The organism is Haloarcula rara (genome assembly GCF_029338235.1).
GTDB classification, from domain to species: Archaea; Halobacteriota; Halobacteria; order Halobacteriales; family Haloarculaceae; genus Haloarcula; species Haloarcula rara.
On record NZ_CP119786.1, the window covers coordinates 194,801 to 207,865 of the forward strand.

Genomic DNA, 13,065 nt, shown 5'->3' on the forward strand with positions numbered 1-13,065 from the left:
TGCCGCGGTGCGGCGATTGGGGGTTACGATTAAGGTTCAACCCGATCACTGTCCCGCAACTGCGCCCCCTCGTCTCCGGGCCCCGACTCGGGCTTTGCCTCCCAGCTCTCCGGGTCGATGTCAAGATCCGTCTCCACGACGCCCTGGTCGCTCCCGGACCCGATAGTAAAGGGCCCGGCAGCGAGTGTCCGCAGTGTGATGGCGGCGATGCGGAGCACGTGGGCGGTGAGGACGATGTACGGTGCCAGCGAGAGCGTGTACGCGGCAAGCAGGAACACTGACTGGCCGGAGAGCAGCCCGACGGAGGACTCCGGCATGATGGTCTCGTCCACGGCGAGCATGAGATACGAGATGACGATGATGACCGGGAGCGAGACGTAGAGGAGCATGCCGGACAGCCGCGCGACCTCGCGCTTGTAGTACAGCGACTGGAAGTACTGCCGCCCCGTCGCGAACAGCTTCAGCGTGTCTATCAGGTCCGTCAGCGCCTGGGACTGCTCCTGTGTGAGCGCCTCCTCGTGGCGGTTCTGTATCCGCCGGGCTGTGTTGAGCTGCCAGGAGTGGTCGTAGTTCAGCCCGGCCGAGAGCACCTTGAACGTGCCAAACCGGGCGCCGTCGAGGGTCGTTCCGGCCTGCTTCGCCTCCGAGAGGACGGTCTCTGTCAGGCGGCGTATATCCTGGGTGAACTCGTCGTTGTCGGCCCCCTCGGCCACCTCCCGGAGCGTTCGCGTCTCCCGGTAGATGGTGTAGAGGATGACCTCCAGGAACGCGGCCGGCTGTCCGGGACTGCCCTCGACCTCCGCGAGGTTCTCCGCCTTGCGTCGGAACTCGATGGAGGCGTCGATGCGTTCCTGGGTCGTCTCGATGTCGGTTATCTCCTCGGAGAGGACGATGGAGCTGATAGAGGAGACGACGGAGACGATGAGGATGGCGCCGCTCAGTAGCACCGAGAACAGCGTTCTGACCGTCGCCGTATCCGAGAGCAGCCGCTCCATGTCCAGCGGCCGAACGAGCGCGAGCGAGGTGAACCCGAGGAACACCCCCCCAAGCAGGGCGAGCGAGACGACTGACCGCCGGCCCCAGAAGACGACCCACATCGTGACTCGGTTGGACCGAAGCCAGGTTCCGACCGCCGACAGCGGCACCGTGACTACCCGCGTGATATCGCGCCAGGATCGTTGCTCGTCGCGGCTCATACCCGGCTCCGGCCGGGCTGGGGCGAAGTTTGGTGCACGCTGCTCAGTGGTGGCTGGTTGTGACGACCCGGTCCTCGAACAGGCCAGGCACGGGCTCGCCCTCCGCCTCGTCGCTGGGCGTTACCCACCCGAACTCGCCCGCCTCGCTCGTCTGTTTCGCTAGCAGGTCGGTCATCGTGTCCCGCCATTCGGCTAGTGGCCGTGAGAACCCACTGCCGGCAGTTGCAAGGGCCCCTGCCGGCAGCGCAGCCGAGACTGCGAGCGCCCCTGCCGTTGCCAGCAGTAGCTTGAATTCACGCCGGCGCGTCTACTCGCTGCTTCTCTCACCATGGACGACTCCCTCTCGCCTCCCGACCTACCCGAAGGGAGGCACGAATCCGTCTGGTTCCCGACGTCGGACCGGACCGACTACGAGCCGCTCGACGGCGACCGTACGTTCGACACCGCCGTCGTCGGCGGCGGTATTGCGGGTATCACGACCGCCGCCAAACTCGACGAGGCCGGCCAGACCGTTGCCATCCTGGAGCGGGACCGTATCCTCGACGGCACCACCGGACACACGACGGCGAAGGTCACGTCACTCCACGGCCTCGTCTACGACACTCTCATCGAGAATTTCGGAGCGGAGAAGGCCCGCCAGTACGCCGCTGCCAACCAGGCGGCCGTCGACGACATCGCCGCGACGGTCGACCGCCGGGATATCGACTGTGGCTTCGGTCGGGCACCGGCCTACACCTACGCGAAAACTGAAGAAGAACGCTCCAGCGTACGGTCGGAGGTCAACGCCGCCAGGCGACTCGGGCTCCCGGCGTCGTACGTCGAGGAGACCGAGCTGCCCTACGAGGTCGACTCGGCGGTGCGGTTCGACGACCAGGCGTATTTCCATCCGCGCCAGTACCTGCTGGAACTAGCAAGCGACGTCGCGGCGGGTGACAGCGCCGTCTTCGAGGAGACGACTGTCGGGGGTGTCGAGGACGGCACCCCCTGTCGCGTCGAGACCGACCGCGGGACCGTCAGGGCCGACGACGTCGTCGTCGCCTCACACTTTCCCGTCGCGGACGACGCCCTGTACTTCTCGCGGCTGCGCCCGAAGCGCTCGTACGTGGTCGCGGCCCGCCTCGATGGGGCGCCCCCCGAGGGGCTATACTACCACGCCGGCGAGCCGTACGTCTCGGTCCGGCCACACGCCACGAACGACGAACTGGTCTTGCTGGGCGGACAGAACCATCGCACCGGACACGGGGACAGCACCGAAGAGCGCTATCGGCGCCTGGAACGGCAGGCACACGAGCGCTTCGACGTGGCGTCCATCGAGTACCGCTGGGCGACCCAAGACTACGTCTCGGTGGACGGGGTTCCGTTCGTCGGCAACGCGGCGCCCCACATTTCGAACGTCTACGTGGCCACCGGCTTCGGCGGCTGGGGGATGACAAACGGGACGGCAGCAGGGCGGTTGCTGGCCGATACGATTCTGGACCGACGGTCGGCCGCCCGCGACGTCTTCGACCCCAACCGGTTCACGCCCCTCGCCTCGAAGTCCGACCTTCTCTCACACAACAAACACGCGATGAAACACTATTTCGAGGACTATCTCGGGAGCCAGCCGGCCCTCGATACCGCTGACCTCGACCCCGGCGACGCCGGCGTATACGAGGTCGACGACGACCCGCTCGCGGTGTACCGCGACGACGACGGCGAGTTACACGCCCGCTCGGCGGTCTGTCCTCACAAGGGCTGTCTCGTCGCCTGGAACGACGGCGAGCGGTCCTGGGACTGCCCGTGTCACGGGTCCCGTTTCGACGTCGGCGGCGAGGTACTCGATACGCCGGCCGTCCACGGCCTCGACGATGTCTCGCTCCCGGATGGGTCAGATACCTGACTGCGGCAGCCGGCGTCCCTGTTCGGTCGCTGGCTCATAGTCACGTCAAAAAAGTGCGGGCACGTCGCCCGCCCCTCGCAGGCTCCGCTTGGAATCGAGGCGGCCGTCGCTGTCGGCTCCGTACTGCTCGCCCACCGGTGCCAACGCCTCGGTGGGTCGAAAGTGAACCGCTCAGTACTGCTCGGACTGCTGCTCCTGGGAACGTTGCTGGAGCTTCAGCGCGCCCTGCTGCTGGGAGGGGTGCTGCTGGCTCTGTGGCTGTTGTCCGGACTGCTGTCCCGGCTGGTGCTGGGGCTGTTGGGACTGCTGCTGTGGCTGCTGGCGCTGCTGCTGGAACTGCTGGGAGGGGAGCTGACTCTGTGGCTGCTGTTGGCGGCCCTGCTGGGGCTGCTGTTGGCGGCCCTGCTGGGGCTGCTGCTGGAACTGCTGGGACGACTGCTGTTGTCCGACCTGCTGGGAGGGTTGCTGGCTCTGTGGCTGCTGGGAGGGCTGCTGGCCCTGGGGTTGCCTGGACGACTGCTGGGGCTGCTGCTGGGGCTGCTGCTGGAACTGCTGGGAGGGCTGCTGTCCCGGCTGCTGGGACTGCTGCTGTGGCTGCTGGCTCTGTGGCTGCTGCTGGAACTGCTGGGCGGGGAGCTGACTCTGTGGGTGCTGTTCGCGACTCTGCTGGGGCTGACGCTGCTGTTGACCCAACTGCTGGGAGGGCTGTTGACTCTGTTGTTGCTGGGGCTGACGCTGTTGGGACTGCTGACCGAACTGTCCGCTCTGCCCGCTAAAGAGGGAGCTTTCTCCGAACCCGTGCTCCGCTGTGAGGCCCTGGCTCTGCTGTCCGTACTGCGGTGTGTTCTGCTGGCCCTGCTGGTGCTGCCCTTGCTGCTGGTTTTCGTGATATGTCATGGTTCAATGGGTGGGGTGCGGCGTTGACGACGCGACGGCGCCGTCCCGAGTAACCCGATTGCCTCGCCGGAATATGCGACGCTGTGAGAGGGGACGGTGCCGTGGTGTCTCGCCGCTGCTCCCGTCAGAGGGATTGACCGGTCCTGATAAACCCGTTGCGACAGTTCAGATGCGTATACGGCCACTACCGCCCGCAAGAAGGTGCTACTCGCCGTTTTCGGTATTGTCGACTGTCGTCTCTCCGCTCGACGTTTGCCCACTCCCCGGTACCGACCTTCCCGGGCCCGTTCTCGACCACCGTGACGACGAGCGGCCGACTGCGTGGGCGCGGCGTCTGGGTAAAAAATTGGACGTTCCCGAAGTGGTGTTGGACGCGACTGTGCAATCCTCGACCGTTGGGGAGCTTACTGCGAGAACTGTTGGGACTGCCCGCCGCCGAACTGCTGGTTCTGCCCGCCCTGCCCGGAGAGCTGCCGCGCTATCTGGGCCGACTGTGGCAACACGGCGGCACACTCCTGACAGTGGGAGTGCTGGTGCTGTCCACATTCCTGTGCGCAGGCCTGTGCGGCGCGCTCGAAGGTCTGGACGAGCTCCGATGTGAACCGCGAGGAGCGCGGCCCGAGCGCGAGGAGGGTCTCGCCGATCTCTACGACGTCCTCACACAGCTTGATACACTCTATCATGTTCGGGTCCGCTTCCTCGATGCACTTGTCGGCACACCAGCCACACACCTCGATGGCCTGTGCGACCGCCCCGAGGCTCTGGCGGTACTGCTGTGGGAGTCGGCCGGCGTCCTGCTGCTGGGCGCCACCCTGTTGTTGTAGGCCGCCACCTTGCTGCTGGGCGCCGCCTTGCTGGTGCTGCTGTTGCTGATGCTGCTGTGGCTGCTGGGCTGTCTGACCGCTGGTGTACTGTGATTCCTGAGACATCGCACCCGCCAGTTGACTGAAGGACTGAATATAAACGGCCGATTGTTCATGCTTCTACAGTAGTGTTACCGTCGATAGCCCCAGCGTGTCGGCCACCAAGTGCTCTATAGTAATACCCAGGTTCGACGACGGGCGACCGGTCCGGGCGCTTGCTTGCGGTTCTGACCCCGGTGGTAAGCAGCGCTCCGATTACAGGAGGGCTGGGACCAGTGCGTCGAAGACGTGTTTCTCCGCCTTGCGGAGGTGCTGGTGGAAGGTGGGGGGAGCGATGTCCAGCGAGTCGGCGACGTCCTCGCCGGAGACCGTCCGGGGCCACTCGAAGAACCCAGCGCGGTAGGCCGCCCGGAGAACTGCCGACTGACGGTCGGTCAGCTCGTCACTGATATCGAGGGCGGACGACGACGTCTGGACCGCTTCCCGGGTGGTCTGGCGCCGAGTCAGCATCTCCGCCGTGGGGTATACCGCCTGGACTGTGTCGATGACGCTTCGGACGTCCCCGCCGGGTGGGAGCTGCAGCGTCATGTGGTAGCTCCCCTCGTCGATACCGGCTTCGACGACCCCGCCGCCGGCGTTTGCCAGGGCCGAGAGCACTGGCGGGTCCCGCAGCCGCGCCTCGAAACTCGTCACGTCGTCGCTCTCCCAATCGTGTATCTCGACGCCCTTCCAGTGCTCCATCCGGTCGACGATGGTCTCCAGCAGGTCGGCGCCGTCCCTGGTGACCGTCCCGTAGACCAGATACTCGCTATCGCTCACCGGAATCGTCTCGTCGAGGGTAACCGTTCCGCTGCCGTCGTCGATATCGAGCATGGCACCGATATCCCCGATGTGAAAGCCAAGTTCAGTCACCGTATCGGACATCAGCGCGCGCTTGCGCTCGACGGCCGCGATGGCGTGGCCGACGATTTCGCCAAGCTGCGTGATGACGGTGCGTTCACGGCCGCTGATGCCCTCTGGTCGGTCGGCATAGACGTTCAGAACGCCGTAGACGGTCCCCTCGTGAGCGATGGGGATTGCGGCCGAGGACTGGTAGCCATAGGCCTGGGCGCGGTCACGCCACGGTTCGTACCGCGGGTCCGTCTGGATGTTGTGGCAGGTCTGGGTCTCGCCCGTGCGAATCGCCCGGCCCGTCGGACCGCCGCTGCGTTCGTCGTTCGGGTCGACCGAGATGGTCGTATCCTCGAGGTAGTTCTCGACGCCGGCCTCGGCTCGCATTCGGACCGTCTGTGACCGGTGGTCGACGTCGCCGATCCAGGCGAACTCGTAGGAGTCGGTCGCGGCCAGGTGCGCACAGACGACCGACTCGATCTCGTTTCGGGTGGACTGGTCGATGACCGCGTCCGTCGTCACGCGGACGACCTCCTGGAGATTGGTCAGCGCGACGAGTCGCGCCCGCTGGCTGACCAGTCGCTCCTCGTCGGCTCGCCGGGTTATCGCCGAGGCAAGGATGTTCGCCACCGACTGGACGAAGTTCACGTCGTGTGTATCGAACACTTTGGGCACGGTGTCGTGTGCGCTCAGTATGCCCCACGGGTCGTCGGCGGTGCCGATGATGACACTGATGCCGCTGCGCACGTCGTGGTTGGTCAGCAGTTCGGGACCGCTGAACCGGCGCTCTCTCCGCAGGTCCTCGACGACGATGGGCTCGTCCGTGGCCAGGGTGTGGGCCGCCTGCGAGTCGTCGTCGGTCGCCGACACCGTTGCCGTGCCGACAATGCCGTCCCGCCAGCCGACACCGGCGCGCAACAGCAGCTTCTCGCCGTCCTCGTCCAGGTCCAGGACCTTGCAGTAGTCCGTATCGAGCGTCTCGGCGACGCCGTCACAGGCCAGCTGCAGGACCGACTCGATGTCACGGTCCGCCAGCGCGAACTGGCCCAGTTCGGTCACGATCTCCTGCTGACGGACGCGGCGTTCGAGGTCGGCGGTCGTCCCGCTGTCACGCCACCAGATACGTGCTTTCGCCCCCACTTTCTTGGTCTGGAGGAGCCCCTGGTCGGACAGTTGACTGAGCCGCTCGTAGGTCGTCCGCCGGGACACCGACAGCTCGCTTGCGACTTCGCTCGTCGTGAGCGGCGCTCCCGTTCGAGCCCGGTCGAACACAGTCAGCGTCTCCTGTAGCTGGGGGGACACCCCCTGGAAATTCATATACATTGTCACGTTTGCCAGGGTGATGAACGTTCCGTTGTCGGGGACTGTCCAGCCCGGCTGCAGCGGTTCGGATTTCGGCGTTTGGGCCTGTCTGCTAGACGGGACCGCGACCCACGACGACGCCGTCGGTTGCGACCGAGCCTATCCGATTAGGCCGTGTACATTACTCCATACTGCTACTTGAGAGAGATATCGGACGGTCCGAGAGCGAACACATGAACCTACAAACTGTCTCAGACATCGACGAAACGACTCAGCACCGACTGCTCGCAGACGAGCAGCGACGATTCGTTATCAGGTCGCTCCAGACGGCCCGTAACGGTGTCGATATGACGCTCGACGAGATTACGGCACATCTCGAACGGGCGGTCGAGCGGACCGGGAGCGAGCAAATCGGTAGCCGACGGGACCTCCGCTGTCGGCTCCACCACGTGCACCTGCCGATGCTGGCAGCAGCGGGGCTCCTCGACTACGACGCCAAAGAGAAGCGCGTCAGCCTCGGAGCGCCGTGGGCGGTCACTGCCCCCGCCGAGACGCTCTGAGGTTCGTCCCTGACTGTCTGGCACCGCCGACGGTACCGCGAGGGGTGAACAGGGTGGTTTTCAGTTGTCGACGTCGGTCCCGCCGTCGGACTGGACATCCGAGGTACCGTGGCGCTCACTCGACGGGCGACCGCCGTCCGCCTCTTGTCGCTGCGGATTCGGGGTCGCCTCCGAGACGTTCCCCATCCACTGGTCGATGTTGTTCGAGACGTAGGTGTGTGCGCCCCAGCCGAAGGCGATGCCGGCGCCGAGGGCGATGGCCGCCGCGAGACCCCAGGCCAATGCCCGGGCGAACAGGTAGAGGATGCCGACGTCTATCCCCATCGTGTCCAGGCCGATGACGATGGCCGTGAAGTAGAGGAACATCCGGGTCCCCGTCGCGAACCACGACGTGTACTCAGTCTGGGTGGCCGCGCGGGTTCGCGTGATAGCGTCGCCGATGAAATCGGCAACGATGAACCCGCCGATGATGACGGCCAGCCCGGCGATGAACGACGGGATGTAGGAGACGACGGTCTGTATCCAGTTCGAGAGCGTCGGGATGGCGAGGACGTTCGCGGCCGCGAGGATGGCGATCGCGTAGACGAACCACTTGGTGATAGCGCCGAACGTTCGCGAGACGGCGTCCTCTGACCCGCCCATCATGCGGCCCAGCGGCGTCTCTAACACCATGCGGTCGACCTCGGCGCGGTCTGTGAGTCCCTTCACGGCCTTGGCCGCGGCGACGCCGACGATCCAGCCGATAAGGAGGACGATGATCGCTGCCGCCACCCGTGGGAGGAAGGCGACTATCTGTGCAACTGTCTGTTCCAGGAACTCGGGTATCTGCAACTGGAAAGGTTGTAATAGTGACATATTTTGCTGCACTCCGTATTGTAGCGCAGACGGCTAAACGGGCGAGTTTGCGACTGCAAGCAGCTACTCGGACGCCGGCCGTGTGGGCCGTCAGCCCCCCTGTTCAGCGCTCGCGATAGCTCGCGCGGAAACGTACGTCAGCAGGGCCAGCAGTACAAAGGGGAACACGGTCAGGAAGTGCATCAGCACGAACATCCCCGGGTCCCACTCCCAGGGTCGGAACAGGCTATACAGCAGGACGAAAAACAGCAAGATTCCCATCGGGATGAGATTCACCGTCACGTCGAGGAGGGTATCGAGGGTGGCCCAGTCCTGCTGGTCGCCGGCCTCTGTCCGGACGGGTTCGTCAGCCATACTCGAGCTACGTACCAGCCACCGAAAAGTATTGCCTGTACAACATATCACTGGCAAATGCTTTTCGGTCGGCCGGTCGATTCCTCCGTATGGAGGTCCCACCACTGGCGAGCACCGAAGGCGCATACTGGTATCTCATCGGACTCATTCTCCTGCTGGCGCTCGCCTCGACGCTCTATATCGCGGGCGTCATCGTCGGCTCGCTCCCGGACCCATCGAGCCTCTTCTATCTGGTTCCCGGCTGGCTCCTGTGACGCCGACTCGCTCACAGCGACTGGTCGCTCTCGGACTCACCCTCCTCTGTCTCGTCCTGTAGTGACCCGCCGCGGTCGCTGTAATCCGTCCGGCCGACGGCCTGGTCCCCGACCATGTTGAGGACGGCTTGCTGGACCTCGTCGGGGGAATCGTACTCGATGGTGTCTTGCTCCTCGGCCACTTCACGCTCGGCGAGGACGCTCGAGAGAGACTCCTCGCCTTCGGCCAGGTCCAGCTCCTCGTCGCCGTATTCTTCGAGCAGCTGCTCCTGTGTCGTCGGATAGTCGTGGTTCTCGAGGGCCGTCAGCAACCCACCGAACTCGACGCCCTGTTCGCGCGATTCGCTCCCGGACTCCGCGTCAGAACTATCGTTTGACATACACCATCTTCCGCTACCAGCCACAAGGGTGTTGTGCTGTTGACACGCTCGACACGAAAAATTAACACTAATACTACTGTTATTCTTTGGTTTCACTCGGTTCTTGGCATCACACTGTGGGCGGCCGTCTGATTGCCGAGACGTACCTTGACACGCCCCTCGGCTCGAGTAAGGCGTCCCTACCGCCGATAAGCCTCGATATCTCGACCACCTGGGGTCGGCACAACGCTTAAATACACTTTACTGACAATTCATTGGTGTGAATCCCAGTTGTATCGCACACGAACTGGCCGCCGCCGTCACCGCCTATGAGTGACGGCAATCAGGTGACTGTCAGCGGGGAAACGAGCTGCGCGTGCAAGATCGGGCGGACGGCCGAGACGTACGGAATCGACGATATCGACGGGCTGCTTCGCGACCGGCGGGCCGAGGGCGCGAGTCTCCGCCGTCTGGAGACCGTCGTGAACGAGACCGTCCTTCGGGCGGCCCTCGAAGACACTGGCGCCCACGTGCCAGGAGCTGTCACAGACATCTACCGGACGCTGACCGACGCGAAGACGAGCGCGGGCGTTCGGACGGAGACACGGGCGTGGCTGTCACGTGTCGGCGTCGACCCAGACGACCTCGAGGGCGACTTCGTCTCCTACCAGACCGTTCGCACCCATCTCCGGGAGTGTCTCGACGTCGATACCACCCGTGAGACCACGCTGTCAGTCGACGACGCCGTGGGTACCATTGAGTGGGCGCGCTCCCGGAGTGAAAGTATCGTTCGCCGGACCGTCGAACGACTCGACGAGACTGACGGCTTTCACAGCGGCTCCGTGGACGTGACACACGTCGTCCGGGTCGCCTGTGGGGACTGCGGGGCCAGCTATCCGGTCGAGCGGTTTCTCGAACGAGGTGGGTGCGACTGTGGCGGCGCTGACCAGTGAGGCGACCGACAAGGAGTTATGTGCTCGGTTTGACGGACTGAATAATGGCTGACAGCGACGAAACGCCGCGGGTGGTCGTCGAGAACGTCGGCGGTATCGACGCCGCCGAGGTCGAGCTGTCCGACGGCGTCTCCGTACTGACTGGCCGGAACGCGACGAACCGGACCTCGCTCCTGCGGGCGCTCGGTGCCGCGCTGGGCGGGGGCACCGGCGCCCTGAAAGCCGACGCAGACCGGGGGTCGGTGACGCTGTCCCTCGGCGGGACCGACTGCACGAGGACGTTCGAGCGCGACGGCGACTCGGTCTCTGTCGGTGGTGAGCCCTACACCACGGATACGACGCTCGTCGACCAGTACTGCGGTTTGCTGGCCGACAACCCCGCCCGCCGGGCAGTGACCCGGGGGGACGCCGACGCGCTCCGGTCGTTCATCATGGCGCCCGTGGACACCGACGCACTGGAGGCGGAGATTCGACGGACGCGGCAGGCTATCGAGTCGCTCCGGGCGGACCGCGAGGAGACGAAACAGACGATAGCGCGGCGGGAGTCACTGGAGCGACAGCTGGCCGACCACCGCGAGGAACTCGCCGAGGTCGACGAGGAACTCGACGCCGTCCGGGCGGCCGTCGATGAGTTCGAGACCGACCTCGAGGCCGTCGAGCGCGCCGAAGACGTGGTCGCGGAACTCACCGAGGCCCGAGCGGAATACGAGCGGGTCCGGGACCGACTGGAGACCCAGCGGGCGGCCGTCGCGTCGCTCCGGGACGAACGAGCGGCCGTCCGCACCGAACTGTCAGAGCTGTCGGACCCGGACGTGGACAGAGAGGGGGTCGAAGCCGAGATAGCGCGGCTCCAGCGACGTAAGCGTGACCTCGAGACCACGATATCCAGTCTCCTCTCGGTCGTGGAGTTCAACGAGCAGGTTACCGGCGACGGGGAGCTACCGGGGCCTGGCGACGCCGTCGCGGACCCCACGACGGGGAGCGTCGAGTGCTGGACCTGCGGGACGGCCGTGGACCGGGCGACCATCGACGACCATCTCGAGGACCTCCGCGGGGTCATCGACGAGAAGCGGGCCGAGCGCAACGAGGTCCGCTCGGCGCTTGCGGTCAGGCGTGCCGACCTGTCCGACCACCGCGAGGTGGCCGACAGGCGCGGGGAACTGGAAGCTGAAATCGACGACATCGAAGCGGAGATAAGGGACCGCGAGGCGGCCATCGAGGAGCTGGCAGACCGGACCACGGAACTCGACAGCCGCATCGAGGAGCTGGAGTCGGCCGCCGAAGCCTCCGACGAACTCGGGGAGAGCGCAATTCTGGAGCAGTATCGCCGCCGTTCGGAGCTCGCCTACGAACGGGACCAGCTCGAAGAACAGATTGCGTCCGTGGAAGCCGAGCTCGCGACGGTCCGCGAGGCGGAGTCCCGGCTCGAGGATATCGAGGACCGTCTCGAGGACCGCGAGGCGGAACTCGAACGCGCTCGGACCCGTATCGAGGAACTGGAGCGGTCGGCCGTCGAGACCTTCAACGACCACATGGAGACGGTCCGTTCGCAGCTTGGCTACGAGAACATCGAACGGGTGTGGATCGAACGTATCGTTTCCGAGGACGCCGACACCGGGTTCGCCCTCCACGTGGTCCGGTCGCGGGCCGACGGCACAGTCTACGAGGACACGGTCGACCACCTCTCGGAGTCGGAGCGGGAAGTCATCGGGCTGGTCGTCGCACTGGCGGGGTATCTCGTCCACGACGCCCACGAGACGGTCCCGGTGTTGCTGCTCGACTCGCTCGAGGCCATCGACGCCGACCGTATCGCCGCACTGGTCGAGTACTTCGCCGACTACGCCGACCACCTCGTCGTCGCCTTGCTTCCCGAGGACGCCCAAGCGCTGCCGGACGAATACGAGCACATCGAGATCGGCGGGGCGCCAGCCTGACTCGCAAGCGACTGGTCTGGTGCCCGTGAGTACCTATCGCAACTGACTACTGCCGGCTGCGTTGGACTCTAAATAATAAATATCCCGAGTATGATATAATTCTGGTATGAGGGCCCTCTTCTCCCGCCCCAACGACTGTGTCAGTCGGTCGGGGTAACCGGCGGCACCGACCCGTCCCTGGCTGTGTCAGTGCGCCCACCACTCGGAACGGGAGTCGCCCCAGCGTTCTCGTCGGCGTCTCAAGCGCTCGTACCACAGTTTCAAATGCATGGCTACGAAACTGTGAGTGTGAATACCGAGCAGATCACCGCCGACGACATCATCGACTGGACCTCGCTCGGCGATATCGTGGCGTCGTTCGAGAAACGCGGCCTGGAACCGCGACCGGGGATGGGCGCCCAGAACGAACGGTTGCTCGGTATCGGAAACGACGAGTATATCGTCGTCATCGAGGCGTACCCGGACGAATCAGTCGACGAGTACGTTCCCGAGAGCACGTCCCGACACACGAACATCGTCGCATCGAACGACTTCGAGCAGTTCACGTTCATCTCACGCATCCGGAGCTGGCAGGAGCAAAAGCGCGGGAACGTCCAGTATCAGAAGTTCTCCTTCGAGAAGGAGGCGTTCCGACAGGGGCTGGATAACGAGGCCCAGATTCTCCAGAACATCAACGCCATCCAGTACCAGTCCTCGACGCCGCCTATCGAACGATTCCGACAGGGGTCGAAACGGGCACTCTCCTACGTTCGGAACCTTATCTAAGCA

Annotated in this window: 14 protein-coding genes; 7 read left to right on the top strand and 7 right to left on the bottom strand. The window is 64.9% G+C overall.

The window, feature by feature from the left end:
- Positions 1 to 29: 29 nt before the first annotated feature.
- Positions 30 to 1,196: a DUF7972 family membrane protein gene (locus P1K32_RS17360; protein WP_276252277.1), complete on the bottom strand. Its 1,167-nt coding sequence runs from the start codon at positions 1,194 to 1,196 to the stop codon at positions 30 to 32.
- A gap of 43 nt (positions 1,197 to 1,239) precedes the next feature.
- On the bottom strand, positions 1,240 to 1,371 hold the full coding sequence (locus tag P1K32_RS17365; RefSeq protein WP_276252278.1) for a hypothetical protein: 132 nt from the start codon (positions 1,369 to 1,371) through the stop codon (positions 1,240 to 1,242).
- Positions 1,372 to 1,524: 153 nt separating this feature from the next.
- Between P1K32_RS17365 and P1K32_RS17370 the strand changes: the two genes are divergently transcribed.
- Together P1K32_RS17370 and P1K32_RS17375 are read left to right on the top strand one after the other, a co-directional pair.
- On the top strand, positions 1,525 to 3,075 hold the full coding sequence (locus P1K32_RS17370) for an FAD-dependent oxidoreductase (RefSeq protein WP_276252279.1): 1,551 nt from the start codon (positions 1,525 to 1,527) through the stop codon (positions 3,073 to 3,075).
- Between the two features lie 162 nt (positions 3,076 to 3,237).
- A complete protein-coding gene (locus P1K32_RS17375; RefSeq protein WP_276252280.1) occupies positions 3,238 to 3,999 on the top strand; it encodes a hypothetical protein in 762 nt (253 codons plus the stop codon).
- Positions 4,000 to 4,376: 377 nt separating this feature from the next.
- Here the strand turns inward: P1K32_RS17375 and P1K32_RS17380 are convergent, their stop codons facing one another.
- Both P1K32_RS17380 and P1K32_RS17385 read right to left on the bottom strand, forming a co-directional pair.
- Positions 4,377 to 4,901: a four-helix bundle copper-binding protein gene (locus P1K32_RS17380; protein WP_276252281.1), complete on the bottom strand. Its 525-nt coding sequence runs from the start codon at positions 4,899 to 4,901 to the stop codon at positions 4,377 to 4,379.
- Positions 4,902 to 5,090: 189 nt separating this feature from the next.
- On the bottom strand, positions 5,091 to 7,043 hold the full coding sequence (locus tag P1K32_RS17385; RefSeq protein ID WP_276252282.1) for a GAF domain-containing protein: 1,953 nt from the start codon (positions 7,041 to 7,043) through the stop codon (positions 5,091 to 5,093).
- A 218-nt stretch (positions 7,044 to 7,261) separates the two neighbouring features.
- On the opposite strand from P1K32_RS17385, the gene P1K32_RS17390 reads away from it, so the two are divergent.
- Positions 7,262 to 7,588 carry a DUF7344 domain-containing protein gene (locus tag P1K32_RS17390; protein WP_276252283.1) on the top strand — a complete coding sequence of 109 codons (327 nt, stop codon included), beginning with the start codon at positions 7,262 to 7,264 and terminating at the stop codon, positions 7,586 to 7,588.
- 60 nt (positions 7,589 to 7,648) lie between these two features.
- On the opposite strand, the gene P1K32_RS17395 is transcribed toward P1K32_RS17390, so the two are convergent.
- Positions 7,649 to 8,443 (bottom strand): mechanosensitive ion channel family protein, encoded by a 795-nt coding sequence (locus P1K32_RS17395; protein ID WP_276252284.1) that lies wholly within the window; start codon positions 8,441 to 8,443, stop codon positions 7,649 to 7,651.
- 90 nt (positions 8,444 to 8,533) lie between these two features.
- Positions 8,534 to 8,797 carry a DUF6684 family protein gene (locus P1K32_RS17400; RefSeq protein WP_276252285.1) on the bottom strand — a complete coding sequence of 88 codons (264 nt, stop codon included), beginning with the start codon at positions 8,795 to 8,797 and terminating at the stop codon, positions 8,534 to 8,536.
- 89 nt (positions 8,798 to 8,886) lie between these two features.
- Between P1K32_RS17400 and P1K32_RS17405 the strand changes: the two genes are divergently transcribed.
- Positions 8,887 to 9,051: a hypothetical protein gene (locus P1K32_RS17405; protein WP_276252286.1), complete on the top strand. Its 165-nt coding sequence runs from the start codon at positions 8,887 to 8,889 to the stop codon at positions 9,049 to 9,051.
- Between the two features lie 11 nt (positions 9,052 to 9,062).
- Here the strand turns inward: P1K32_RS17405 and P1K32_RS17410 are convergent, their stop codons facing one another.
- Positions 9,063 to 9,431 carry a DUF5789 family protein gene (locus P1K32_RS17410; protein ID WP_276252287.1) on the bottom strand — a complete coding sequence of 123 codons (369 nt, stop codon included), beginning with the start codon at positions 9,429 to 9,431 and terminating at the stop codon, positions 9,063 to 9,065.
- Positions 9,432 to 9,739: 308 nt separating this feature from the next.
- Between P1K32_RS17410 and rdfA the strand changes: the two genes are divergently transcribed.
- The 3 genes from rdfA (at position 9,740) to P1K32_RS17425 (ending at position 13,062) form a co-directional block, all read left to right on the top strand.
- Positions 9,740 to 10,363 carry a rod-determining factor RdfA gene (gene rdfA, locus P1K32_RS17415; protein WP_276252288.1) on the top strand — a complete coding sequence of 208 codons (624 nt, stop codon included), beginning with the start codon at positions 9,740 to 9,742 and terminating at the stop codon, positions 10,361 to 10,363.
- 44 nt (positions 10,364 to 10,407) lie between these two features.
- Entirely contained in the window at positions 10,408 to 12,297 is a 1,890-nt protein-coding gene (locus P1K32_RS17420; protein WP_276252289.1) for an archaea-specific SMC-related protein, read from the top strand.
- Positions 12,298 to 12,585: 288 nt separating this feature from the next.
- Positions 12,586 to 13,062 carry a hypothetical protein gene (locus P1K32_RS17425; protein ID WP_276252290.1) on the top strand — a complete coding sequence of 159 codons (477 nt, stop codon included), beginning with the start codon at positions 12,586 to 12,588 and terminating at the stop codon, positions 13,060 to 13,062.
- Positions 13,063 to 13,065 lie beyond the last annotated feature (3 nt).

What these genes read in the sequence shown, in the direction of transcription:
- P1K32_RS17405 (WP_276252286.1), top strand. Translation starts at nt 8,887, where the DNA reads ATGGAGGTCCCACCACTGGCGAGCACCGAAGGCGCATACTGGTATCTC.
- P1K32_RS17410 (WP_276252287.1), bottom strand. Translation starts at nt 9,431, where the DNA reads ATGTCAAACGATAGTTCTGACGCGGAGTCCGGGAGCGAATCGCGCGAA.
- P1K32_RS17420 (WP_276252289.1), top strand. Translation starts at nt 10,408, where the DNA reads ATGGCTGACAGCGACGAAACGCCGCGGGTGGTCGTCGAGAACGTCGGC.
- P1K32_RS17395 (WP_276252284.1), bottom strand. Translation starts at nt 8,443, where the DNA reads ATGTCACTATTACAACCTTTCCAGTTGCAGATACCCGAGTTCCTGGAA.
- P1K32_RS17385 (WP_276252282.1), bottom strand. Translation starts at nt 7,043, where the DNA reads ATGAATTTCCAGGGGGTGTCCCCCCAGCTACAGGAGACGCTGACTGTG.
- P1K32_RS17365 (WP_276252278.1), bottom strand. Translation starts at nt 1,371, where the DNA reads ATGACCGACCTGCTAGCGAAACAGACGAGCGAGGCGGGCGAGTTCGGG.
- P1K32_RS17400 (WP_276252285.1), bottom strand. Translation starts at nt 8,797, where the DNA reads ATGGCTGACGAACCCGTCCGGACAGAGGCCGGCGACCAGCAGGACTGG.
- rdfA (WP_276252288.1), top strand. Translation starts at nt 9,740, where the DNA reads ATGAGTGACGGCAATCAGGTGACTGTCAGCGGGGAAACGAGCTGCGCG.
- P1K32_RS17390 (WP_276252283.1), top strand. Translation starts at nt 7,262, where the DNA reads ATGAACCTACAAACTGTCTCAGACATCGACGAAACGACTCAGCACCGA.
- P1K32_RS17370 (WP_276252279.1), top strand. Translation starts at nt 1,525, where the DNA reads ATGGACGACTCCCTCTCGCCTCCCGACCTACCCGAAGGGAGGCACGAA.
- P1K32_RS17380 (WP_276252281.1), bottom strand. Translation starts at nt 4,901, where the DNA reads ATGTCTCAGGAATCACAGTACACCAGCGGTCAGACAGCCCAGCAGCCA.
- P1K32_RS17360 (WP_276252277.1), bottom strand. Translation starts at nt 1,196, where the DNA reads ATGAGCCGCGACGAGCAACGATCCTGGCGCGATATCACGCGGGTAGTC.